Raw genomic sequence first — 22,972 nt, 5'->3', positions numbered from 1 at the left:
GATATGGCTTTCATTGTACCAACCTCATATACATATAAGCTGTTGAAATGGCTTTTTTAATTTTCGTGAAAAAACAGGTGATGAACATGAATGATGCAAACGAAACAATATTAATCGCTGGACTTGGCTTAATTGGAGGTTCCATCGCACTGTCGATTAAAAAAGAGTATCCCCATAAAAAAATTGTAGGATACGATGTGTCCAAAGAACAAATGGTTGCGGCAACAAAGTTGGGTATCATTGATTTAGCAGCTGATTCATTTGCGGCAGGTTTGGATGAATCTGCGACTATTATATTGGCAACACCAGTTCAGCAAACAGTCAAGATGCTTCGTGAGATTGCAAACTCTGGAATTGAGAGAGAGCTCACAATTACCGATGTTGGCAGCACAAAGCAAAAGGTCGTCCATTTTGCTGAAAAAACGCTTCCTAAGCACTACCAATTTATTGGTGGACATCCGATGGCAGGCTCTCATAAGTCAGGAGTCATTGCAGCGAAAGACTTTTTATTTGAAAATGCATTCTACATTTTAACGCCGGCAAAGGAAACAAATCGCCAGGCTGTTGATCGTTTGAAGGACTTGTTAAAGGGGACAAATGCTCATTTCATTGAGATGACTCCAGAAGAACATGATGGTGTAACAAGTGTGATTAGTCATTTCCCTCATATTGTTGCAGCCAGCCTTGTGCATCAAGCACATCATTTTGAAGAACAATTCCCACTTGTCAAACGGTTTGCTGCTGGAGGCTTTCGTGACATTACACGTATTGCTTCAAGCAATCCTGCAATGTGGCGAGATATCCTTCTGCACAACAAAAACAAGATTTTAGACCGGTTCCATGAATGGAAAAAAGAGATCGACCGCATTGAGACCTTTGTACAGCAAGAAGACGCTGAAGGCTTGTTCTCTTATTTTCAAGAGGCAAAGGAATATCGCGATGGACTTCCTCTTAGGAAAAAAGGTGCCATTCCTGCTTTTTATGACCTTTATGTGGATGTTCCAGATCACCCTGGGGTCATTTCGGAGATTACAGGGCATTTAGCAAATGAAAACATCAGTATTACGAATATCCGTATTATTGAAACGCGAGAAGACATTAATGGGATTTTGCGCATTAGTTTTCAAACAGATGACGACCGTAAGCGTGCAGAGATCTGTATAAAAAATAGAGCGAATTACGATACATTTTATGCTGACTGAGGTGACAAACATGAAAATTCATAAAAATGCTCCTATGAATGGAGTCATTCATATTCCAGGTGATAAATCCATTTCTCATAGATCAGTGATGTTTGGTGCAATTGCTGATGGGACTACAGTGGTGAAAAACTTTCTTCCTGGAGCCGATTGTTTAAGTACGATTGATTGCTTTAGAAAGATGGGCGTTGAAATTGAACAAAAAGGGACAGATGTTGTGATCCACGGTAAGGGACTGAAAGAGCTCAAGGAGCCGTCTGACGTCCTCGATGTTGGGAATTCTGGTACAACCATTCGATTAATGATGGGAATATTAGCTGGTTGTGAGTTTCACAGTACACTGATCGGTGATGAGAGTATTGCTAAAAGACCAATGCAACGAGTAACAGGTCCACTTAAACAACTGGGAGCGAAAATAGATGGCAGAGCAAACGGCGAGTATACGCCACTGTCTATTCGTGGCGGTCATTTAAAAGGTATCTCATATGAGTCTCCGGTGGCAAGTGCCCAAATTAAGTCCGCTGTCCTTTTAGCGGGACTTCAAGCAGAGGGAACAACAACATTAACTGAACCGCATAAATCAAGAGATCATACAGAAAGAATGCTCTCTATGTTTGGTGTAAAACTAGACGAAGATGAACAAAGTGTTTCCATTGAAGGCGGTCAAACATTAAAAGCAACAGATATATTTGTTCCTGGAGACATCTCTTCAGCTGCATTTTTCCTTGTTGCTGGATCTATTGTTCCTAACAGCCGGATTGTGTTAAAAAATGTCGGGCTAAACAAAACAAGAACGGGTATTATCGATGTACTGAAACAAATGGGTGCGAATCTTGAGATCAAAGAAGTAGATGCAAAAGACGGAGAACCGTATGGTGATTTAACGATTTCAACCTCTTCATTAAAAGGGATTGAAATTTCTGGTGACATGATTTCAAGACTCATCGACGAAATCCCGATTATAGCGCTTCTAGCGACACAAGCAGAAGGAACAACGATTATTAAAGATGCTGCTGAGTTAAAAGTAAAAGAGACCAATCGAATTGATACCGTCGTGTCAGAACTTAAAAAACTCGGTGCTGAAATTGAAGCAACTGATGATGGTATGAAGATTCATGGTAAAACCACACTTAAAGGCGGCGCTATCGTGTCAAGCTACGGAGATCACCGAATCGGTATGATGCTGGGGGTTGCTGCTTGCATCACAAAGCAAGCTGTTGAGATTGAAGATACAGATGCTGTTCGTGTATCATACCCGAATTTCTTTGAACACATTGAATACTTAACCAAAACAGTCTGAGGATGTCCTCAGGCTTTTTCTTTCCTTATGCATATTTGTAAGAAATATAGCATAGCTTGTCTCAAGATGAAACCTGGAAAAAAATCATTTTATCCGATAAAAAAATGAATTTCAGGTGCTTGCAGTTTACAAAACTTCCGTTTCGTAAAGGATGAAATGAAAAACAGTCTTTAAAACAAAAAAATGGGTTCATTTTAAAAGAGCAACATATTTGCTGGATGAGTACCTGTCGATTATGATATGAAGTAACAATAGTTTAGGTTTTTGGAAACAGAAAGGAACGGTTTGATTTGAATAGTTCATTACAAGAAGCCATAAAATTAGTTGAGGCGGGTGAGACTGAAAAAGGACTCCAAACACTTGCTCAGGCAGAAAATCATTTGCATGATGAAGAAAAGGCGCAGGCAGCTCAGTTATATTATGATTGGGGAGATATCGATAAAGCGCGGAATCTCATCAGTGATTTACATGATTTATATCCAGAGGAAACAGGGTTAACATGTTTTTATGCAGAGCTACTGATTGACTCTGATGAAGAAGAAAAGGCGATTTCGGTATTAGAGACGATTCCTGAAGATGATGATGCGTATCCAGAGAGTTTATTGTTAATGGCAGATTTGTATCAAATGCAAGGACTATTTGAAGTCAGTGAACAAAAGCTCTTAAAAGCGAAAGAACTGCTTCCAAATGAAGCCATCATTGATTTTGCGTTAGGTGAATTGTATTTTTCACAAGGTCTTTCAAAGAAAGCCGCCGACTATTTCTACAAAGTCGCAGATCAACAACATGAGGTTGGCGGCGTCAATGTTTACCAGAGACTCGCTGAATCACTCAGCACCGCTGGAGAATTTGAAGATGCGCTTGAATGGTACGAAAAGGCAGTAAAAGATCAAACAGACCCGAATACACTTTTTGGCTACGGATTTACAGCGATGAGGGCCGGCAGAACGAAAACAGCCATTCAGCAGCTTTCAGAACTAAAAGATATTGATCCGTCTTATTCGTCTCTTTATATGCCTTTAGCGAAAAGTTATGAGGAAGAAGGACTATATCAGGAGGCTTTAGAGGTAGTAAAAGAGGGTATTAAAATTGATGAGTATAACAAAGAATTATATTTATATGGTGCAAAGATTGACTTGAAAAATGGGGATTCAGAAGATGCGAAAAAGCTGCTTCAAGAAGCACTTGCTCTTGATCCGGGATATATTGAAGCGGTTCAAACATTGCTCGCGATCTATTTAAATGAAGAGCTTTTTGATGAAATCCTGGATGTCATTAAAGAGGTTAAAAGCTTTGGGGAAGATGATCCAAAATGGAATTGGTATGCTGCATCTGCTTCTGTTGGACGAGAGGAATACAAAGAAGCAGCCGATTACTTCAAGCTGGCTCTGCCTGATTTTGATGAGGAGCGTGACTTTTTATATGAATACGCTTCGTTCCTTTTAGAAGAAGGCAGACAAAAAGAAGCATTGCCGCTATTACGCAAAGTTCTTCAGAAAGATGGCACGAATGAAGAAATCGAAGAAACGATTTTAAGAATTGAAGACGAAATTTCCTTATAGTTTGCAGGAATGAAGAACTGGTTTGTTGAATAATTCATGTATAGCAATTTAATTTACGATAGAGGAGGGAATAACATGCAGACCCCTGTTTCTGTCAATGAAAAGAAGGAATTCATCCGGTGGTTTTTAAACCATTATCAGCTAAAACGAAGAGAGTGTGTTTGGATATTAAATTATTTAATGAGTCACGACTCTTTGATGGAAAAGGTTCATTTTGTAGAGCAAGCAGAATTTTGCCCAAGGGGAATCATTATGTCAACACACTGTGTGGATGAAGTTCCCTTTAGATTTTATAAAGAAAACATCATGACGACAGATGCTGAAAAGTCATTTCATGATATTCGTTTGAATAAACAGCAAGATTTGTTTATTCAATTGAATTTCCGTTCTGCTTATCGTTCGCCGGAATATGCAGCTGTGCTTGAAACAAATCCTCATATTCCAAAGGATCTTTATGAGAACGAAAAAGATAAGGATCTTGCGGAGAAAGTGCTTGAACACTCGATCGCAACGTTCCAAAAAGAACGGCTTATGAAAGAGATAGATGAGGCACTTGACCGTCATGATCAAGAAACATTTAATAAGTTAGCAAAAGAATTAAGCCTATTGTCATAAACTGAACGAATAAGCCTTGCCCTATACAGGCAGGGCTTATGTCATGAAAGAGGGGAAATTGATGAAGTTTCAAGCGGAGGATGCGGATCGCTTTTTGCAATCTAAAGATTACATTGATACCGCTATCATTCCAATAGTTGGAATAGATGCGAATCAAATCAAACAAACTGTATCTTTAGGTGAGTTTACCATTCTTGTAGCAGAGGAACTTGAAAGGCAGCTGAAAGGGCGGGTCTTTCTTTTTCCACCACATACATATGTAGAGATCAATGATCGAAAACTAGAAGACATCTTCACGATGAAGCAGTCGCTAGAAGATCATTTTCAGCATGTCGTGTTGATCTCATCTGATCATCAATGGAAAGAGCATGCGGCGGTTAGTGAAGCGCTATTTTTGTTAAAGCCGGTTCCGCTCGAGCATTTAAAGGTAGAATTAAAGCAAAAAATCGTTCAAGACAGTGTAGAACAAATTTTGAACTTTTTGTTACAAAAGTGGAACCCTTCATAAAAACCCTTACATTTGCATTGTACATAGCTTTTTAGGCTGTTGACCTTGTGAATAGATTGATATATTATGAGGGTGTCCTAGTTTTATGAAATTTTTTCTAATTCAGTTATAAAGTAGCTGACGACCTGAGGGGGGGAGAAAAAAATGAGCGAGAAGAGACATGGAGTGTCCAGGCGTCAATTTTTGAATTACACGTTGACCGGCGTGGGGGGATTTATGGCCGCTGGAATGCTCATGCCTATGGTTCGCTTTGCGCTTGACCCTGTGCTAAAAGGAACAGAGGATCAGGATATGGTTCAAGTTGTCAGTGTAGATGAACTGACGAAGGAACCGAAGCGCTTTGACTTTAAAATTGATCAAGTAGATGCATGGTATGAGTCAAAGGAATCTAGGTCAGCATGGGTGTACAAAGAAGGGGATGAAATTGTCGCTTTATCGCCAATCTGTAAACATTTAGGATGTACAGTGAACTGGAACAGTGATCCGAAAAATCCAAACAAATTTTTCTGCCCATGCCACTATGGGCTGTACGACAAGGATGGTACAAACGTACCCGGAACTCCACCGCTTGCACCGCTTGACCATTATAAGCAGCAAGTGAAGGACGGATACCTCTATCTTGGAAAAGCTGTGCCGAAAGGGGAAGGGTAACGATGCTTAACAAGATTTATGATTGGGTAGATGAGCGGCTAGACATTACACCAATATGGAGAGATATTGCGGATCATGAGGTGCCAGAGCATGTCAATCCAGCACATCATTTCTCCGCTTTTGTGTACTGTTTTGGCGGTTTAACGTTTTTTGTGACAGTCATTCAAGTCCTTTCGGGCATGTTTTTAACGATGTATTATGTGCCGGATATTAAAAATGCCTGGGAATCTGTCTATTATTTGCAAAATGAAGTGGCATTTGGTCAGATTGTCAGAGGGATGCACCACTGGGGTGCGAGTCTAGTCATTGTCATGATGTTTTTACATACGCTAAGGGTCTTTTTCCAAGGGGCGTATAAAAAGCCTAGAGAGCTGAACTGGATTGTTGGTGTGCTCATTTTCTTTGTGATGCTTGGACTTGGTTTTACAGGATATCTCTTGCCATGGGATATGAAGGCGCTATTTGCGACGAAGGTTGGTCTTCAAATTGCAGAAGCCACACCATTCATTGGAAAAGAGATCAAAACGCTGCTTGCAGGTCATCCTGACATTGTAGGGGCACAAACGCTGACGAGATTTTTCGCTATCCATGTCTTTTTCTTGCCAGCGGCATTATTTGGGCTGATGGCTGCCCACTTTATTATGATTCGTAAGCAAGGAATTTCTGGACCGCTATAAAAAAAGTTGCGTTTGATGAATGTTCAATGAGGAGGGGATGACTTTGCATAGGGGAAAAGGGATGAAGTTTGTCGGAGACTCCAGAATTCCGGCAGAAAGAAAACCTAACATACCTAAAGACTATTCCGAATATCCGGGAAAAACAGAAGCCTTTTGGCCGAACTTTCTTTTAAAGGAATGGCTTGTAGGTGCCGTTTTTTTAATTGGATTTCTTGTCCTAACTGTTGTTCATGCACCTCCGCTTGAGCGGATGGCTGATCCAACAGATACCGGCTATATTCCGCTGCCAGACTGGTATTTCCTATTCTTGTACCAGTTATTAAAATATGAATTTGCTGCAGGAGGCTATACAGTAGTTGGCGCGATGATTATGCCTGGAATTGCGTTTGGTGCACTTTTGCTCGCACCATTTCTTGATTCTGGTCCTGAACGCAGACCGTATAGAAGACCGGTTGCAGTGGGGATGATGATCCTTGCAGTCGGCGCAGCAACATATTTAACGTGGGAGTCTGTTGCTACTCATGATTGGGAAGCAGCGGCGAAGCAAGGTGAAATTAAGAAAGAAGCAGAGATTGATACCTCAGCGGAAGAGTATAAAATTTATCAGGAGCAGACATGTATTTCCTGTCACGGGGATAACATGCAGGGCGGAGCAGCCGGACCGTCACTTGTTGACAACGGTCTTGCACCTGAGGAGATAGCTAAAATCGCTGTTGAAGGAAAAGGCAACATGCCTAAGGGTATCTTTAAAGGTAGCGATGAAGAACTTGAAAAGCTTTCTAAATATTTATCTGAAGTCAAATCTAAATAATTCAGTTGTTTAAATGCAAGTACAAGGATATACTCAAAAGAGAAAAAGCTGGCGCTGTCAGCTTTTTTCTGATTTTAACAGATCGTGAGTGAAGAGACGTATGAGATGGATTCAATATCTGCTAGCCACGCGCTACATGCTTGTGCTAGTCCTGATGATCAATTTCCTTGGCACTGTGTACGGCTACTATTGGTATATTCCTCAGCTTGTAGAGACGCCGGCTATCTTTTTAGCTTTTGTTCCAGACAGCCCAACGGCAAGCTTTTTCTTTTTATTTGTACTACTTGCGTTTTTGATGAAACGAAACGCTCCTTATTTTGAAGCACTTGCCCTTGTGACCTTGATTAAGTACGGGTTATGGGCTGTAGGAATGAATATCTTTGTGCTTTTATCTGTTGATGACTTTCCGTGGGAAGGATACATGCTGATTGGGTCTCACTTTGCGATGGCGGTTCAAGCTGTATTGTTTGCACCGTATTATCGTTTTAAAATGCGTCATTTGGTGGTAGCCGGCATATGGATTTTACATAACGATGTGATTGATTATGTATTTGGTATGATGCCGCGTTATTCTATGCTGTCTGCCTATTCAAACGAGATCGGCTATGTCACGTTTTGGTTAAGTATTGCCGTTCTTCTTGTTTCGTATTATCTCGTCCTATCGAAAAAATCGGTCAAGCTTGAACTCCCTTAACAATATTGGTCTAACCTTGTCCTTTTCTTCATACGCTGTATGGAGAAGGGCTAGGAGGGACTTGCATGAAACGAAAGCCAATCGCGATGATTCTATTATTTTTTCTCGTATTACAGCCATCTGTTGCCAAAGGCGAGGAAACAGCCGCTAACGTGCTGCAAGAATTAACGGAACTATCAGATTCAATCTTTCAATTAACGAGACAAGCTAAATATGATGAGGCGTTACAGGTCGCATTGTATGTTGAAAAGACATTTAAAGCTGAGAATTGGCGTGGTACTCTGACAAATACGCAGATTCGGCAAATTACACTTGGCTATCAAGATATTATAAAAGGGCTGCCGCAGGAAGAATTGAATGAGCGCGAAAAGCTTCGTTATGCCTCTCAGTTTAGAATGCTGCTTGATGCGATCCAGTCAGACTCTGAGCCTCTTTGGGGTTCGCTGGAGAAGCCCATTATGGGGTCTTTTCCTACTTTGAAAAAAGAAGTGAGGGATCCGGAGTCGACGACGTTTTATGAAACTTGGAATGAGCTGGTTTCTTTATACGATATGATATACCCTAGTTTAACCATTGATATTTCGCCTGAAAAGCTGCAAACGATTAAGCAGCATATGGAAGTGATTGAGCAAGGTGAATTTTTAAAAGCATCAAGTGGGACAAAGCTTGAGCGTCTCACGAAGCTCGAAGAGGATTTATCGAGTGTGTTTGCTCACGTCGATCAAGATGAAGCTGATCCATCGCTTTTATGGGTCATTTTAACAACAGGGAGTATCATTTTATTAACGTTAACGTATGTTGGGTTTCGGAAATACCGTGCTGAAAAAGAGAAGAAGCAAAAGCGTCAGGCTGATTATCCGAAATCATAAAAAAAGAAGCACCATTTTTGGGCTTCTTTTTTTAATGCGGATTAAGCGGCTTTTTGTGTTCATCTAATGTGAAGCCTTCACCAAGCACATCATGCACGTCACTGACAGATACAAATGCATGAGGATCGACTGAGGTCACGACGCTTTTGAGATGGACAAGCTCGTTTTTCGGGACGACGCAATAAAGGACGTTGCGCTCCTGTTTTGTATAGGAACCAATCCCTTTTAAAATGGTCACACCGCGCTCCATTTCCTCTGTGATTTTCTTTTGAATGATGTCATCTTTTTCAGAGATAATCATGGCGCCTTTGGCTGCGTAAGCACCTTCTTGCATGAAGTCAATGACCTTTGCGGCAACAAACACTGCGACGAGTGTATACATGGCTTCTTTGTAATTTAAATAAGTAAGAGAAATCGTAATGACACATGCGTCGAAGATGAACATTGTTCGTCCCATGGCCACCTGATAATGCTTGTTGATGAGTCTTGCGATGATGTCCACGCCGCCGGTTGTACCGCCGAACTTAAAGATGATCCCGAGGCCTGTTCCGATAAACACACCAGCAAAGAGCGCGGCTAGCGCCAAATCGTGCTGGAGAGGCATATGTATTTGAAAGCGCTGGAAGATGGCAAGAAAGACAGAAAGACTGACGGTTCCTACAATTGTATAAGTAAACATGGTTCTGCCGAGCATTTTCCAGCCGATAAAAAAGATCGGAATGTTTAAGACAAGGTTTGAAATGGATGGATCAATGTGGAATAGAAAATATAAAAGCAGTGTAATACCTGTAAATCCGCCTTCCGCCAAATTGTTCTGCATATTAAAATGAACAAGACCGAAAGAAAAAATCGCAGATCCTATTAAAATAAATACGATATTTTTAAGACGAATTTCTTTTAGCAAGAGACCACTCCTTTTTTTGCTTAGACAGCGATAATATTATATGGTATGGGAGAGAAACAAGCAAACTGAGTCTTAAACATTTGTCAAATATTTATGATTTCGCTAACATGTAAGAGATGGATAGGAGGATGAGCTTCATGACGAATGAAAAAACGCTGCGTCACGTGCAGCAAGAAGTAGATGATTACATAGGACAATTTAAAGAAGGCTATTTCAGCCCGCTTGCCATGATGGCCCGTCTGACAGAAGAATTAGGCGAGCTAGCAAGAGAGGTTAACCATTACTATGGAGAAAAGCCGAAAAAAACAACGGAAACAGAAAAAAGCATGGAAGAAGAAATTGGCGATGTTTTGTTTGTGTTAACATGCCTCGCTAATTCACTAGATATATCACTAGAGGAAGCACACGATCGTGTGATGCATAAATTCAATACAAGAGACAAAGACCGCTGGACAAAAAAAGAAGGGAAGTAGAGACGATGACGAACCAAACCATCAAAGTAGTAATCGCTGGAGCAAGAGGAAGAATGGGGATAGAGGCTGTGAAGCTGGCAGAAGAAACGAGCCATTTTGAGCTTGTGGCAGCCCTTGATCACGCGCACGAAGGAAAAAAATTATCTGATGTGATTCATACGACATCTGAGGCGCCAATTTACACAGATATTGATGTGTGTCTTTCAGAGACAGCACCTGATGTATTAATTGATTTGACGACACCAGAAATCGGGAAAGTACATACAAAAAAGGCACTTGAACATGGCGTCCGTCCAGTCGTAGGAACCACTGGATTTTCTGAAGCTGACCTGAAAGAGCTACAGCAATTAACAGAAGAAAAGAGCATAGGCTGTATTATTGCGCCAAACTTTGCTGTCGGTGCGGTCTTAATGATGAAGTTTGCCAAAATGGCAGCGAATTACTTTCCTGACGTTGAAATCATTGAGCTTCACCATGATAAAAAACTAGATGCTCCGAGCGGTACTGGGCTTAAAACAGCTGAAATGATTGCAGAAGTCAGAGAAAGCAAAAAGCAGGGACATCCAGAAGAGAAAGAATTAATCGAAGGTGCACGAGGCGCAGATTATGACGGTATCCGTCTGCACAGCGTAAGACTTCCGGGTATGATTGCACATCAAGAAGTACTGTTTGGAATGGACGGACAGACGCTCACCATTCGCCATGATTCTTATAACCGTGCATCATTTATGTCAGGTGTGAAGCTTTCAGTTGAACAGGTCATGCATATTGATCAGCTCGTCTATGGTTTAGAAAATATCATCGACTAATAAGGAGTGGATTCCTGATGAACATTGCTTTAATCGCTCACGATAAGAAAAAAAGTGACATGATCCAGTTTGCCATTGCGTACCGTGATATATTGGCAGATCATACACTTTACGCAACAGGGACAACAGGTTTGAGAGTGAAAGAAGCGACGGGGCTTCCCATTCATCGTTTCCAGTCAGGACCACTTGGAGGAGATCAGCAGATTGGTGCTTTAATTGCTGATAATGCAATGGATCTTGTGCTCTTTTTTAGAGACCCGCTTACCGCGCAGCCGCATGAACCGGATGTATCTGCACTCATTCGGCTTTGTGATGTGTATACCATTCCACTAGCCACCAATATGGGGACTGCTGAAATTTTAGTCAGGAATTTAAATAAAGGCACGTTTGATTTTCGAGATGTAGTAAAAAACGGAGGAACAAATGAAACGACTTGATATCCTTGCATTCGGTGCCCACAGCGATGATGTTGAGATCGGTATGGGCGGAACGATTGCAAAATACGTAAAAAAAGGGGCGCGTGTCGGGATTTGCGACTTGACCCAGGCCGAATTATCTTCGAATGGAACGGTAGAGAGCCGTAAAGAGGAAGCAAAAGCTGCTGCCGCCATTCTAGGTGTGTCAACGCGAATCCAGCTCACACTGCCAGACAGAGGACTTTATCTAAATGACGAAGCGATGAAGGACATTGCAGGCGTGATTCGAACATACAAGCCAAAACTGATTTTTGCTCCGCATCACCAAGATCGGCATCCAGATCATGGTCATGCGGGCTCACTTGTAGAAGAGGCTGCTTTTTCGGCAGGTATACATAAATTTGAAGATTCATACAAGCAGCCAGCGCATAAAATAAGTCAGATGTATTATTACATGATTAACGGTCATCATCGCCCAGATTTTGTGATTGATATTTCTGAGGAAATGCACCAAAAGATTGATAGCTTGCATGCGTATAAAAGCCAATTTGTTAAATCGGCGAATTCAGTTGAGACACCTCTTGTGAACGGTTATATTGATTTTGTCAAAATGAGAGAGTCTATGTATGGAAGGGAAGTCAATAAAGCTTATGCAGAAGGGTTTATCACAAAGAAACCACTTTTGATAGATGACGACTTACTTGGGGGGTAATTATGAAAAAACTGAAGGTCGGAATCACTTGTTATCCAAGTGTCGGCGGCTCGGGCATTATTGCTACGGAACTTGGAAAACGTTTAGCTGAAAAAGGGCACGATGTTCATTTCATTACCTCAAGTATTCCGTTTAGGCTCAATAAAGTGTATCCGAATATTTATTTTCATGAGGTGGATGTCAATCAATATGCTGTTTTTCAATATCCGCCTTATGACCTTGCATTAGCAAGTAAATTGGCAGAAGTCGCAAAACGAGAGAAGCTTGATATTATTCACGCGCATTATGCGGTTCCGCACGCCGTCTGTGCGTTCTTAGCGAAGCAGATGACGGGACATTCTGTGAAAGTCGTCACGACGCTTCACGGGACGGATATTACGGTATTAGGCTATGATCCATCACTAAAGGAAGTCATTCGATTTGCGATCGAATCATCAGACCGGGTAACGGCGGTGTCGCATTCATTAGCTGCGCAGACGTATGACCTTATCAAACCAAATAAAAAGATCGAGACGATCCATAATTTTGTCGATGAACGGGTGTATTTGCGCGAAGATCACGAAGTGCTAAAGACACATTATGGTCTTTTACCGGACGATAAGGTCGTCATCCATGTATCAAATTTTCGAAAGGTCAAACGGGTGCATGATGTCGTTCATGTGTTTAAAAAGATCTCAGAACAGGTGCAGGCAAAGCTGCTGCTCATCGGTGATGGTCCTGAAAAATCGGTCGTATGCGAACTCGTGAAAAAACTGGGGCTGACAGACCGCGTGTTATTTTTAGGAAAGCAAGAGAAAGTAGAAGAGCTGTATTCCATCAGTGATTTGAAGCTGCTTCTTTCTGAGAAAGAGAGCTTCGGACTTGTGCTTCTTGAGGCGATGGCATGCGGTGTCCCATGTATTGGGACTGATGTTGGCGGGATTCCAGAGGTCATTACACATGGAGAAACAGGTTTCCTTGTCCCGCTCGGCGATATAGACGCGGCAGCTAAACACGCAGTCTCTATACTCAAAGACAAAGCGCTTCATGAACAAGTGTCTGCGTCGGCCCAGTCTAGTGTTCAGGCCCATTTCTCTTCTGAAAAAATTGTGAGTGAATATGAAGAGCTTTACCTAGAATTGATCGAAGGTGATGATGAACATGAATGAACCATTCACACATGCGATCCCTATTTTACATACACTGCACGAACATGGGCATCAGGCTTACTTTGTCGGCGGAGCAGTGAGAGATGTCCTTTTAGGCAGGGAAATCGGCGATATCGATATAGCAACAGATGCAACGCCTGATACGGTCGAATCCTTATTTGAAAAAACAGTTGATGTTGGCAAAGAGCATGGCACTGTCATCGTGTTACATGATGGGGTCAGCTATGAGGTGACGACGTTTCGAACTGAATCAGAATATGAAGATTTTCGTAGACCGAAAGAAGTGGCGTTTATCACATCATTGAAGGAAGATCTTTTAAGAAGAGATTTAACGATCAATGCGATGGCCATGGATATAAATGGGGAGATCATTGACCATGTAGGGGGCAAACAGGATATTGAGCGGAAACGAATTCAAACCGTAGGAGATCCTGCGTGCCGCTTTCAGGAAGACGCACTTCGTATGATGAGAGCGGTCCGTTTTTTAAGCCAGCTTGGCTTTGAGCTCGCTGCAGAAACGGCTGAAGCGATGAAAAAAGATAAGCACCTGCTTGCCAACATATCAGTTGAACGCAAAAAGATTGAAATGGAGAAGCTTTTAAAAGGCCGTTATTGTGAGCGGGCGATTAAGGTGCTCATTTCTACCAAATTGTATGAAGAATTGCCGGGTCTCAAAAAGGATGGTCTGCAAGAATCCTTTCAATCATTTCCGTATTATTTACTGGATGGACTAGAAGAAGTATGGGGGGCTGTTATCCATTTGCTTGGCTTAGATGAAGCGGAGGCTGTGCTCTTCTTAAAAGAATGGAAGCTGTCAACAAAGCTTTTGAAAGACGCGGTGGCTATTAGCCAATACGTCGATTGTGACTGGGATGCGGAGAAGATGTTTGAGGCTGGTGAACACGTGCTCTTATCTAGTTTGAAGATCTCACAGCTAAAACACGAGCGCCGCATTTTCTTTGACGAGCTTGAGGCAGCGAAGCGTTCTTATGATGCCCTTCCGATTAAAACGCTTCAAGACCTCGCTGTTTCAGGAAAAGATTTAATGGCCTTTCGGCAAAAGACATCAGGAAAATGGATCGCAGAAGAGCTCGATTTGGTGAAAAAAGCCGTTCTGCAAAATCATTTGGAAAACCGAAAAAAAGCCATAGAGGAGTGGCTTACAGCATGCGATCAGCAATTAGAAAACGATTAATCGAACTATTTACAGCATCAAGTGAGGACTTTGTCTCAAGTCAGCAAATATGTGATGAGCTTGGCTGTTCTCGAACGGCTGTCTGGAAGCATATAGAGGGCCTCAGAAAAGAGGGCTATGAGGTAGAAGCCGTCAGAAGAAAGGGATATCGCCTGCTTCGTAAACCGGACAAAATTAGTGAGGATGAAATTCTGTTTGGTCTAGAAACAGAGAGCTTTGGCAGGCACATTTATTTTCAGAAAGAAGTCGCCTCCACACAGCTGATTGCCCATGATCTTGTAAATGAAGGTGCGCCCCACGGTACGCTCGTTGTCAGTGATCATCAGACAAACGGGAAAGGCCGCCTTCAAAGAACGTGGCATTCACCAAATGGGACAGGCATCTGGATGAGTCTCGTTCTACGGCCTGAAATTCCGCTGCACAAAGCGCCGCAGATGACGCTTTTAGCATCTGTAGCCATCGCAGAAGCCATTGCAGAGCAAACAGGACTCAGTCCATCCATTAAATGGCCAAACGATATTTTGTTAAACGGGAAAAAGGTCGTTGGCATTCTAACCGAATTAAAAGCAGAGGCGGACCAGGTTCATGCGGTGATAATTGGTCCAGGCATTAATGTGAACCAAACGGCTGATGACTTTCCGGATGAACTAAAGGATGTCGCCACAAGCCTGCGAATGGAACTGAATGAAAAAGTGGACCGTGCTGCGCTCATACAACAGATCATGTCCACCTTTGAAAAAAGGTATGACGATTATATGAAGCATGGATTTACACCGATTAAACAATTATGGGAATCGTATGCGATGACGATCGGTCAGCATATTGTTGCCCGCACCGTCAATGGGCAATACACTGGAAAAGCGCTCGGAATCAATGAAGAAGGTGTTTTATTGCTTGAAACGGAGGAGGGTATTCAAAAAATCTACTCCGCAGACATCGAGATAAAGTCAACTTAAGTGGAACACCCGGCACATTTTTGATATACTTCGTGTGGGCAGTATCTGAAAAAGAGCTGTACCTGTAGAAACAAAAATTTGATAAATTTCTGCCTTGATCCTAAGGGACTTGGACAGAGGGATGATTCGCCGCGCATGAGAAATCAAAACATGTGATGTGAGGCAAGCCATCTCCTCTCCAGAATGAGGAGGAACAAATGAAGACAAAGCTAGATTTTTTCAAAATGAAAGAACAAAACGAACCGATTGTGATGCTGACAGCATACGACTATCCATCTGCAAAGCAAGCAGAAAAAGCGGAAGTCGACATGATCTTAGTTGGTGATTCACTTGGGATGGTTGTACTTGGACTCGATTCGACAGTCCAAGTCACGATGGATGATATGATTCATCACACAAAAGCAGTGAAAAGAGGCGCAAAAGACACATTTATTGTGACGGATATGCCATTTATGTCTTACCATTATTCATTAGCAGAAACATTGAAAAACGCAGCACGCATCATGCAAGAAAGCGGAGCGGATGCCTTAAAGCTAGAAGGCGGAGATGGCGTATTTGAATCCATTCAAGCTCTCACAAGAGGCGGGATTCCTGTCGTCAGTCATTTAGGCCTCACCCCTCAGTCAGTTGGAGTACTTGGCGGATATAAAGTGCAAGGAAAAGACCACGAAAGTGCGCAGAAATTGATTGAAGACAGCTTAAAATGTGAGGAAGCTGGTGCGATTGCACTTGTGCTTGAATGCGTACCTGGTGAACTGACAAAACGAATTACCGACATGCTGAAAATTCCTGTCATCGGGATTGGTGCAGGAGCTGAGGCAGACGGACAAGTTCTCGTTTACCATGATGTGGTAGGATACGGGGTGTCTAGAACACCTAAGTTTGTGAAACAATACGCGCAAATTGATACTGTACTAGAAGAAGCGCTTATTCAATATACGAAAGAAGTAAAAGCACACACATTTCCAGAAGACAAGCATACATTTCATATCAAAGAAGAAGTCCTTGATGGTTTATATGGGGGTATGAAAAAATGAACGTTGTCACCCATATTCACGAGCTGAAGGAATTGATCAAGCAGCATCGAGAAAAACAGCATTCCATTGGCTTTGTCCCAACGATGGGCTTTCTTCATGAAGGACATCTGACGCTCGCGAAAGAAGCAAGGGATCAAAATGACATTGTGGTAATGAGTATTTTTGTCAATCCTTTGCAATTTGGACCGAACGAAGACTTTGAATCCTATCCAAGGGATATGGAAAGAGATCAGCGCCTTGCAGAAGAAGCAGGTGTGGATATTTTATTTACACCTGATGTGAAAGAAATGTATCCAAATGAGCCATCTATCACGATGACGGTTCAAAAGCGGACTGATGTCTTATGCGGGAAAAAACGTCCAGGACATTTCGACGGCGTTGTTACTGTGCTTACAAAGCTATTTCATCTTGTAGCACCAACAAATGTATACTTTGGTCTAAAGGATGCACAGCAAGTCGCTGTGATCGATGCGATGATCAAGGATTTCTTCTTTGATCTTCACCTTGTATCTGTGCCGACAGTTAGAGAAGAAAACGGTTTAGCGAAAAGTTCAAGAAATGTGTACTTATCTGAAAAAGAAAGACAAGAAGCACCTGCTTTGTACCGCGCATTGAAAAAAGGACAGTCAGCGGTTGAAAAAGGTGAACGTGACGTCAGTCGTATTTATCAGTTGGTAGAAGAGGAAATTCTTCAAACGAGCGGGGAAATCGATTATATTGAGATCTACTCCTATCCAGAGCTTGAGCCGCTTCAGCAGTTGGCAGGTCAGGTCATCATTGCGATTGCGGTGAAATTCTCACGGGCAAGACTGATTGATAATGTGATATTCCATGTTCCTGAAAGCGGTGAAAAACATGTATAGAACCTTTATGACCTCTAAACTTCATAAAGCGACGGTAACAGAAGCAAACTTACATTATGTAGGAAGTATCACCATTGACGAAGATTTACTTGATGCGGCAGGCATGATGGCAAATGAGAAAGTACAGATTGTCAATAATCACAATGGCGCGAGACTTGAAACATATATTATTCCTGGTGAAAGAAAGAGCGGTGTCATTTGTTTAAATGGCGCGGCAGCAAGATTGGTTCAGCCGGGGGATGAAGTGATTATTATCGCTTATGGAATGCTCTCAGAAGAAGAAGCAAAGACACATACACCAAAAGTGGTCGTATTAAATAAACAAAATCAAATTGAACAAATGATTGGGCAAGAGCCTGCGAGAACGATTTTATAACGCATGCTGCAAGGAAACAGAACAGTTTTAAGAAAAGAAGCTGTTCTGTTTCAGCTATTTTGCCCAGAGTGTGTTTCACTTCGAGTGAAACGAGGAATTGAGGTGTCCATTTTATGGCCGATCAAAGGTTTGTTGTCGTTGATATTGAAACCACCGGAAATTCACCCAAAAAGGGTGATAAAATCATTCAAATTGCTGCGGTGGTCATTGAAAATGGACAAATTGTCGAACGGTATTCAAAATATGTGAACCCGGGAAAAGCGATCCCTGGATTTATTGAACAGCTGACAGGTATTCAGCAGCACATGGTTAACGATGCAGTGTTTTTTGAGGACATTGCCCAAGAGGTGTATGATCTTATTCAAGGCGCTTATTTTGTTGCGCACAATGTTCATTTTGACTTGAATTTTTTAAATGATGAACTAAAAGCATGCGGGAAAAATGAGCTGGATGTGCTAGCGATTGATACAGTTGAGATTTCTAGAATTCTTTATCCAGAGCTTGAAGGTTATAAGCTCACTGAATTAAGTGAAGAGCTCATGCTTCCACATGACCACCCGCACCGGGCGGATAGTGATGCGGAAGTTACTGCCATGTTATTTTTAACCTTATTACATCAATTAACACATACACCGCCAAATGTGCTAAAGCAGCTGCGCAGATTATCCTCTTATCTCTTAAGCGATATAGGACTTTTAATACAGCAGCTTGAAACGAGTCGTGCTAGCCGTGAAGATTCTTTGGTAGAAGTGGGCTCTTTTGCTGTAAAAGATGTCACCAATCCTGAAACGGATACGACAGATTCAGTAGGGGAAGACGATAAACAGCTGTTTGAGGAGATCAAAAAGAAGCTTCCCCAAACAGTGGAAGGCTATGAAGTAAGAGAAGGCCAGCTCACGATGATGAATAAAGTGAGAGATGTGTTTCATGAAAGGGCCTATGCTTTAATTGAAGCGGCACCAGGTATTGGAAAAACGCTGGCATACCTCATACCAGCTGCACTAGAGGCAAAGAAATCAGGAAAACCTGTCATTATTAGTACATATTCCATTCTTTTGCAGCAGCAAATGCTTCAGCGCGATGTGCCGATTTTAAATCAATTGCTTCCGTTTGAGCCAGCTGCCTGTGTATTCAAAGGACGGGCGCATTATATTTGCTTAGATAAGTTTGAGCATGTGCTGCATGAGGAAGATGATAACTATGATGTGGTCTTAACGAAGGCGCAAATATTAATGTGGCTTCTTGTCACAGAAACGGGTGATTTATCTGAACTGAATTTACCGTCAGGAGCTGCCAATATAAAAGACCGTATTTCGTGTGTGCACATGCCGTTTACATCAAAAAAGCGCCGCTTTAAAGAATACTGCTTTTATGAACGTGCCAAAAAAAGGGCCAAAACAGCCAATTTAATTTTAACAAATCATCGCCTGCTCTTATCACAAACGGAAGCATCGTCTATCTTTCAGCATGCAGACGTATATGTGATTGACGAGGCTCATCAATTTGAGAAAACAGCCAATGAAACACTAGGAGATAGTGCGTCGTATATCCAGCTTCATGCGAAATTAACGCAGCTTGGCTCCTTACAGGGCGGTCTTTTAAACAAGCTGAAAAAGAGATTTCACGGTGCTGGTTTACAGACGGACACCTTTATCGAAATGGATGAGTATCTTCATCAGCTTCAAATGGAAAGTGACGCCTTCTTTAGTACCGTTCATTCTTTTGTCAAAAGGACAAAACCAAAAGCAGACATCAATCGTCTCATTCATAGAGTACGTCATCATTCGAAGCATGCGCAGTGGAAACGGATTAAAGAGACGGCAAGTAAGCTTTGTTCCTTGTTAATTGCTTGTGAAAAGTTGTATGAGCAGCAAAAAAGCGAGCTTCTTCAAAAAAGTGATCAGCTGACAGAACACTTTGCCTTTGAAGCAGAGGAATACGATCAAGTGATGTCGTTTATGCATACATTTTGCAGTACGCTGTACCGGTTTATTTTTGAACCGAAAAATGATGAAACGGTTTGGATTGAGATTGATGCAAAGGGTGCCAAAAATGCTGTCTTTATGCATGCACAGCCGCTAGATACTGGAGAGCTTTTAGCGGACCGATTTTTTATGAACAAAAAAAGTGTTGTTCTCACATCAGGAACACTCACAATCAATGGGCGCTTTGATTATTGCTTAGAACGATTTGGTCTGCAGGATTTTTATCCGCATCTTGTACAGATTGAGTCACCGTTTGAACTTGAAAAACAGCTCAAGGTGATTGTACCAGCTGATATGCCGCCGATTACGAACCGTGATGAGCGCGACTATGTAAAGCAAGCAGCACGGTACATTAAGGTGATGGAAAAGCAGCATCAAGCGAAGATATTGGTGTTGTTTAATTCACATGAGATGTTAAAAGCAGTGTATGAAGAGCTGAAAACAGAAGGGATGCAAGCCGCCCTTTTTGCTCAAGGTCTGACGGGCGGGAGCCCTGTTAAATTAACGAAAATGTTCAAATTAGCAAAACATGCGATTTTACTTGGTACGGGTAGTTTTTGGGAAGGTGTCGATTTTCCTGGATCAGAGCTGACAACAGTCATTATGGCACGTCTCCCGTTCAGGCCGCCTGATTCACCGCTCATTGAAGCAAAATGTGATGCCGCTAAAAAACAGGGGAAGAACCCGTTTAAAGCCGTTGCTCTCCCAGAAGCTGTGCTAACCTTTAAACAAGGTGCAGGACGCTTGCTGCGCTCTGAAAAAGACATAGGTACATTGCTCATTCTAGACCGCCGAGTGAAAACCGCTTCATATGGAAAGCTATTTTTAGAATCACTCCCTCATGCGCCAGTCCACGAGATGTCAAAAGAATCACTTGAGGCGTATATAGAGAAGCTCAACAACGAAAAGCCGCTGTCATAAGCGGCCTTTAGCTGGTGTGGGTTTGGAGTTAATTTATCGTAACGGCTTTTTGTGTTCCGTTGTAAAAATAGTATCGGTTCCCGCGCCGAAAAGTATGACTAACAATATTTACGTACCGAGGAGGAATTAGAAGTGGAAAGTAAAATAGAGGTACTTTCAACTGTTCAAATTAAGCATTCAGAGGACCTGTATAAAATTGTTGACTTATTGAACAGAACGCTTAAAAGAGAAGATCTCATGTTTGGATTAGCATTAGATCAAGAAGATCAAAATCAAGCGATATTTACGATATATCGCACATAGGGGAAGCTTGACATGAAAAAAATAGTCTGGATCATTTCATCCGTTGTGGCTCTCGTTTTGCTCATTGGCATCATCAGTTTTACGTGGATTTATCAGATTGCCATGGGACAAAAAGAACAAGGTCATGAGGCGGCGATTGAACGAGCAAAAAAACAAGCAAACATCGTACAAGTGGAGCAAGTGGAAACCTTTGTCGGGAAAGAAAAACAATTTATTGTTGAAGGGAAAAACAAACAAAATGAAACAACCTATGTTTGGGTACCTGCCAGCAATAAAGAAAAAGTGATCGCAAAAAAAGCAAAAGAAGGCATTACCTCAAATCAAGCAGTACAAGCCGTTCAAAAGGAGAACACTGTATCTAAGCTAAAGGACGTTCAATTAGCAAGAGAAGGTGACGTACTCCTTTGGGAAGTGACGTACTTAAATGAGAACAATCAATACAGCTTCAGCTATGTCGACTTCTCGACAGGACATGTGGAAAAAAATGTAACGCCGTAGTTTCTCCTGTCTTGCGTTGACCATGCTGATTTAGAACGGTTATAATAAAATGTATGAAAAAAGATTCACACCTGTCGAAAAGGTGAGCTTCTTTCTGGCTTTGGAGGGAATTATGTTGAAAACAACGATTAATCAAGTGTTCAAACATGTCGATGAAGATGTAACCATCGGCGCATGGATTGCCAATAAACGTTCAAGCGGTAAAATTGCATTCTTGCAGCTGCGTGACGGGACAGGCTTTATTCAAGGAGTCGTAGTAAAAGCAGAAGTGGAAGAGGAAGTCTTTAAGCTTGCGAAATCAGTCACTCAAGAAACATCTGTCTATGTGACAGGACAAGTGACAAAAGACGAGCGTTCACCTCTTGGTTTTGAATTGCAAGTGAAATCCATTGAAGTGATTCACGAAGCAACTGACTATCCAATTACACCAAAAGAGCATGGAACAGAATTCTTAATGGATCACCGTCATTTATGGCTTCGTTCTAAAAAGCAGCATGCCATTATGAAAATTCGTAACGAAATTATTCGTGCTACATATGAATTCTTCCATCAAGAAGGTTTCGTGAAAGTAGATCCGCCAATTTTAACTGGAAGTGCACCTGAGGGCACAACGGAGCTGTTTGCGACGAAATATTTTGATGAAGATGCGTACCTTTCTCAAAGTGGACAGCTTTACATGGAAGCTGCGGCAATGGCACTCGGAAAAGTATTCTCATTTGGCCCAACATTTAGAGCTGAAAAATCTAAAACAAAACGTCATTTAATTGAGTTTTGGATGATCGAGCCTGAGATGGCTTTTGTCGAATTTAATGAAAACCTTGAGTATCAAGAACATTATGTGACTCATGTTGTTCAAAGTGTACTTGAAAACTGTAAAGTTGAACTGCATACACTTGGCCGTGATACAGCAAAATTAGAAAACATCAAAGCACCATTCCCGCGCATCACTTACGATGAAGCGATTAAATTCTTGCAGGAAAAAGGCTTTGACGATATTGAATGGGGAGATGACTTCGGTGCGCCTCACGAAACAGCGATCGCTGAAAGCTACGATAAACCAGTGTTTATCACTCATTACCCAACATCATTAAAACCATTTTACATGCAGCCTGCACCGGATCGTGATGATGTCGTCCTTTGTGCAGACTTGATTGCACCAGAAGGCTACGGAGAGATCATTGGCGGTTCTGAGCGTGTGCATGATCTAGAGCTGCTTGAAGCAAGATTGAAAGAACATGGGCTAGATCAAGAAACTTACAAATGGTACACAGAATTAAGACAATATGGTTCTGTACCGCATTCAGGTTTTGGTCTTGGACTTGAACGTACAGTTGCTTGGATTAGTGGAGCGCCGCATGTGCGTGAAACCATTCCTTTCCCAAGATTATTAAACCGTTTATATCCTTAAGACGTGAAAGCCTCCAACATATGGAGGCTTTTTCAAACGTTTTTTGAAGGGGCACGTGAAATAAAACGTGATATACTTAAAC

General features: G+C 41.8%; 25 protein-coding genes. 24 read left to right on the top strand and 1 reads right to left on the bottom strand.

Annotated elements, in window-relative coordinates; translation table 11 throughout:
- The first annotated feature begins 86 nt into the window (after positions 1–86).
- The 10 genes from ACP7A0_RS03960 to ypjB all read left to right on the top strand — a co-directional run bounded on the left by ACP7A0_RS03960 (position 87) and on the right by ypjB (position 8,886).
- Positions 87–1,202, top strand: coding sequence for a prephenate dehydrogenase (locus ACP7A0_RS03960; RefSeq protein ID WP_060596839.1), 1,116 nt, complete (start codon positions 87–89; stop codon positions 1,200–1,202).
- Between the two features lie 10 nt (positions 1,203–1,212).
- The gene (aroA, locus tag ACP7A0_RS03955) at positions 1,213–2,499 is read left to right on the top strand and encodes a 3-phosphoshikimate 1-carboxyvinyltransferase (protein WP_060596737.1); all 1,287 of its coding nucleotides are present in this window, start codon (positions 1,213–1,215) and stop codon (positions 2,497–2,499) included.
- A gap of 290 nt (positions 2,500–2,789) precedes the next feature.
- Complete coding sequence (locus tag ACP7A0_RS03950) at positions 2,790–4,061, top strand: tetratricopeptide repeat protein (RefSeq protein WP_066030731.1); 1,272 nt, start codon at positions 2,790–2,792, stop codon at positions 4,059–4,061.
- Between the two features lie 75 nt (positions 4,062–4,136).
- Positions 4,137–4,676, top strand: a complete 540-nt coding sequence (locus ACP7A0_RS03945; protein ID WP_008344562.1) for a ReoY family proteolytic degradation factor — start codon at positions 4,137–4,139, stop codon at positions 4,674–4,676.
- Positions 4,677–4,737: 61 nt separating this feature from the next.
- A complete protein-coding gene (locus tag ACP7A0_RS03940) occupies positions 4,738–5,184 on the top strand; it encodes a YpiF family protein (RefSeq protein ID WP_034661055.1) in 447 nt (148 codons plus the stop codon).
- A 144-nt stretch (positions 5,185–5,328) separates the two neighbouring features.
- Positions 5,329–5,835, top strand: a complete 507-nt coding sequence (locus ACP7A0_RS03935) for a ubiquinol-cytochrome c reductase iron-sulfur subunit (RefSeq protein ID WP_007500911.1) — start codon at positions 5,329–5,331, stop codon at positions 5,833–5,835.
- Positions 5,836–5,837: 2 nt separating this feature from the next.
- Positions 5,838–6,512, top strand: a complete 675-nt coding sequence (qcrB, locus tag ACP7A0_RS03930) for a menaquinol-cytochrome c reductase cytochrome b subunit (RefSeq protein WP_003215804.1) — start codon at positions 5,838–5,840, stop codon at positions 6,510–6,512.
- 43 nt (positions 6,513–6,555) lie between these two features.
- Complete coding sequence (locus tag ACP7A0_RS03925) at positions 6,556–7,323, top strand: menaquinol-cytochrome c reductase cytochrome b/c subunit (protein ID WP_003215888.1); 768 nt, start codon at positions 6,556–6,558, stop codon at positions 7,321–7,323.
- 100 nt (positions 7,324–7,423) lie between these two features.
- A complete protein-coding gene (locus tag ACP7A0_RS03920; protein ID WP_034661054.1) occupies positions 7,424–8,017 on the top strand; it encodes a DUF1405 domain-containing protein in 594 nt (197 codons plus the stop codon).
- Positions 8,018–8,082: 65 nt separating this feature from the next.
- Positions 8,083–8,886: a sporulation protein YpjB gene (ypjB, locus tag ACP7A0_RS03915; RefSeq protein ID WP_426004317.1), complete on the top strand. Its 804-nt coding sequence runs from the start codon at positions 8,083–8,085 to the stop codon at positions 8,884–8,886.
- A 31-nt stretch (positions 8,887–8,917) separates the two neighbouring features.
- Here the strand turns inward: ypjB and ACP7A0_RS03910 are convergent, their stop codons facing one another.
- Entirely contained in the window at positions 8,918–9,790 is an 873-nt protein-coding gene (locus tag ACP7A0_RS03910) for a YitT family protein (protein ID WP_060596734.1), read from the bottom strand.
- 137 nt (positions 9,791–9,927) lie between these two features.
- On the opposite strand from ACP7A0_RS03910, the gene ACP7A0_RS03905 reads away from it, so the two are divergent.
- The 14 genes from ACP7A0_RS03905 (at position 9,928) to asnS (ending at position 22,890) form a co-directional block, all read left to right on the top strand.
- A complete protein-coding gene (locus ACP7A0_RS03905) occupies positions 9,928–10,263 on the top strand; it encodes a nucleotide pyrophosphohydrolase (protein WP_003215805.1) in 336 nt (111 codons plus the stop codon).
- Between the two features lie 5 nt (positions 10,264–10,268).
- Complete coding sequence (dapB, locus tag ACP7A0_RS03900; RefSeq protein ID WP_060596733.1) at positions 10,269–11,072, top strand: 4-hydroxy-tetrahydrodipicolinate reductase; 804 nt, start codon at positions 10,269–10,271, stop codon at positions 11,070–11,072.
- 17 nt (positions 11,073–11,089) lie between these two features.
- Positions 11,090–11,509, top strand: coding sequence for a methylglyoxal synthase (gene mgsA, locus ACP7A0_RS03895; protein WP_060596732.1), 420 nt, complete (start codon positions 11,090–11,092; stop codon positions 11,507–11,509).
- Positions 11,496–12,200: a bacillithiol biosynthesis deacetylase BshB1 gene (gene bshB1, locus ACP7A0_RS03890; protein ID WP_034661049.1), complete on the top strand. Its 705-nt coding sequence runs from the start codon at positions 11,496–11,498 to the stop codon at positions 12,198–12,200. The genes mgsA and bshB1 overlap by 14 nt, the downstream gene beginning before the upstream one ends.
- Before the next feature lie 2 nt (positions 12,201–12,202).
- Positions 12,203–13,348: an N-acetyl-alpha-D-glucosaminyl L-malate synthase BshA gene (gene bshA / locus ACP7A0_RS03885; RefSeq protein WP_066030734.1), complete on the top strand. Its 1,146-nt coding sequence runs from the start codon at positions 12,203–12,205 to the stop codon at positions 13,346–13,348.
- Positions 13,341–14,543 carry a CCA tRNA nucleotidyltransferase gene (locus ACP7A0_RS03880; protein WP_060596730.1) on the top strand — a complete coding sequence of 401 codons (1,203 nt, stop codon included), beginning with the start codon at positions 13,341–13,343 and terminating at the stop codon, positions 14,541–14,543. The genes bshA and ACP7A0_RS03880 overlap by 8 nt, the downstream gene beginning before the upstream one ends.
- A complete protein-coding gene (locus ACP7A0_RS03875; protein ID WP_060596729.1) occupies positions 14,516–15,499 on the top strand; it encodes a biotin--[acetyl-CoA-carboxylase] ligase in 984 nt (327 codons plus the stop codon). The genes ACP7A0_RS03880 and ACP7A0_RS03875 overlap by 28 nt, the downstream gene beginning before the upstream one ends.
- Before the next feature lie 197 nt (positions 15,500–15,696).
- Positions 15,697–16,536 carry a 3-methyl-2-oxobutanoate hydroxymethyltransferase gene (gene panB, locus ACP7A0_RS03870; RefSeq protein WP_060596728.1) on the top strand — a complete coding sequence of 280 codons (840 nt, stop codon included), beginning with the start codon at positions 15,697–15,699 and terminating at the stop codon, positions 16,534–16,536.
- The gene (panC, locus tag ACP7A0_RS03865) at positions 16,533–17,399 is read left to right on the top strand and encodes a pantoate--beta-alanine ligase (protein ID WP_060596727.1); all 867 of its coding nucleotides are present in this window, start codon (positions 16,533–16,535) and stop codon (positions 17,397–17,399) included. The genes panB and panC overlap by 4 nt, the downstream gene beginning before the upstream one ends.
- Positions 17,392–17,775 carry an aspartate 1-decarboxylase gene (gene panD, locus ACP7A0_RS03860; protein ID WP_024422780.1) on the top strand — a complete coding sequence of 128 codons (384 nt, stop codon included), beginning with the start codon at positions 17,392–17,394 and terminating at the stop codon, positions 17,773–17,775. Before panC ends, panD begins: the two co-directional genes overlap by 8 nt.
- Positions 17,776–17,888: 113 nt before the next feature.
- Positions 17,889–20,681, top strand: a complete 2,793-nt coding sequence (dinG, locus tag ACP7A0_RS03855; protein ID WP_340876187.1) for an ATP-dependent DNA helicase DinG — start codon at positions 17,889–17,891, stop codon at positions 20,679–20,681.
- Between the two features lie 132 nt (positions 20,682–20,813).
- On the top strand, positions 20,814–20,984 hold the full coding sequence (locus ACP7A0_RS03850; RefSeq protein ID WP_008344594.1) for a YpmA family protein: 171 nt from the start codon (positions 20,814–20,816) through the stop codon (positions 20,982–20,984).
- Positions 20,985–20,996: 12 nt separating this feature from the next.
- A complete protein-coding gene (gene tseB, locus ACP7A0_RS03845; RefSeq protein ID WP_060596725.1) occupies positions 20,997–21,482 on the top strand; it encodes a cell wall elongation/penicillin-binding protein regulator TseB in 486 nt (161 codons plus the stop codon).
- Between the two features lie 115 nt (positions 21,483–21,597).
- The gene (asnS, locus tag ACP7A0_RS03840) at positions 21,598–22,890 is read left to right on the top strand and encodes an asparagine--tRNA ligase (RefSeq protein WP_095285348.1); all 1,293 of its coding nucleotides are present in this window, start codon (positions 21,598–21,600) and stop codon (positions 22,888–22,890) included.
- Positions 22,891–22,972: the final 82 nt, after the last annotated feature.

Origin of the sequence: Bacillus sp. DWP3-1 (assembly GCF_049896565.1) — a bacterium.
Lineage (GTDB): Bacteria > Bacillota > Bacilli > Bacillales > Bacillaceae > Bacillus.
This window is presented reverse-complemented; position numbering and strand designations above follow the sequence as displayed.

Bases quoted from the DNA above. Each gene is read 5' to 3' on its own strand.
- dapB (WP_060596733.1), top strand. From the start codon at position 10,269: ATGACGAACCAAACCATCAAAGTAGTAATCGCTGGAGCAAGAGGAAGA.
- dinG (WP_340876187.1), top strand. From the start codon at position 17,889: ATGGCCGATCAAAGGTTTGTTGTCGTTGATATTGAAACCACCGGAAAT.
- ACP7A0_RS03945 (WP_008344562.1), top strand. From the start codon at position 4,137: ATGCAGACCCCTGTTTCTGTCAATGAAAAGAAGGAATTCATCCGGTGG.
- qcrB (WP_003215804.1), top strand. From the start codon at position 5,838: ATGCTTAACAAGATTTATGATTGGGTAGATGAGCGGCTAGACATTACA.
- panB (WP_060596728.1), top strand. From the start codon at position 15,697: ATGAAGACAAAGCTAGATTTTTTCAAAATGAAAGAACAAAACGAACCG.
- tseB (WP_060596725.1), top strand. From the start codon at position 20,997: ATGAAAAAAATAGTCTGGATCATTTCATCCGTTGTGGCTCTCGTTTTG.
- ACP7A0_RS03875 (WP_060596729.1), top strand. From the start codon at position 14,516: ATGCGATCAGCAATTAGAAAACGATTAATCGAACTATTTACAGCATCA.
- panC (WP_060596727.1), top strand. From the start codon at position 16,533: ATGAACGTTGTCACCCATATTCACGAGCTGAAGGAATTGATCAAGCAG.
- bshB1 (WP_034661049.1), top strand. From the start codon at position 11,496: ATGAAACGACTTGATATCCTTGCATTCGGTGCCCACAGCGATGATGTT.
- ACP7A0_RS03905 (WP_003215805.1), top strand. From the start codon at position 9,928: ATGACGAATGAAAAAACGCTGCGTCACGTGCAGCAAGAAGTAGATGAT.
- panD (WP_024422780.1), top strand. From the start codon at position 17,392: ATGTATAGAACCTTTATGACCTCTAAACTTCATAAAGCGACGGTAACA.
- ACP7A0_RS03935 (WP_007500911.1), top strand. From the start codon at position 5,329: ATGAGCGAGAAGAGACATGGAGTGTCCAGGCGTCAATTTTTGAATTAC.
- aroA (WP_060596737.1), top strand. From the start codon at position 1,213: ATGAAAATTCATAAAAATGCTCCTATGAATGGAGTCATTCATATTCCA.
- ACP7A0_RS03940 (WP_034661055.1), top strand. From the start codon at position 4,738: ATGAAGTTTCAAGCGGAGGATGCGGATCGCTTTTTGCAATCTAAAGAT.
- mgsA (WP_060596732.1), top strand. From the start codon at position 11,090: ATGAACATTGCTTTAATCGCTCACGATAAGAAAAAAAGTGACATGATC.
- ACP7A0_RS03880 (WP_060596730.1), top strand. From the start codon at position 13,341: ATGAATGAACCATTCACACATGCGATCCCTATTTTACATACACTGCAC.
- ypjB (WP_426004317.1), top strand. From the start codon at position 8,083: ATGAAACGAAAGCCAATCGCGATGATTCTATTATTTTTTCTCGTATTA.
- bshA (WP_066030734.1), top strand. From the start codon at position 12,203: ATGAAAAAACTGAAGGTCGGAATCACTTGTTATCCAAGTGTCGGCGGC.
- ACP7A0_RS03960 (WP_060596839.1), top strand. From the start codon at position 87: ATGAATGATGCAAACGAAACAATATTAATCGCTGGACTTGGCTTAATT.
- ACP7A0_RS03920 (WP_034661054.1), top strand. From the start codon at position 7,424: ATGAGATGGATTCAATATCTGCTAGCCACGCGCTACATGCTTGTGCTA.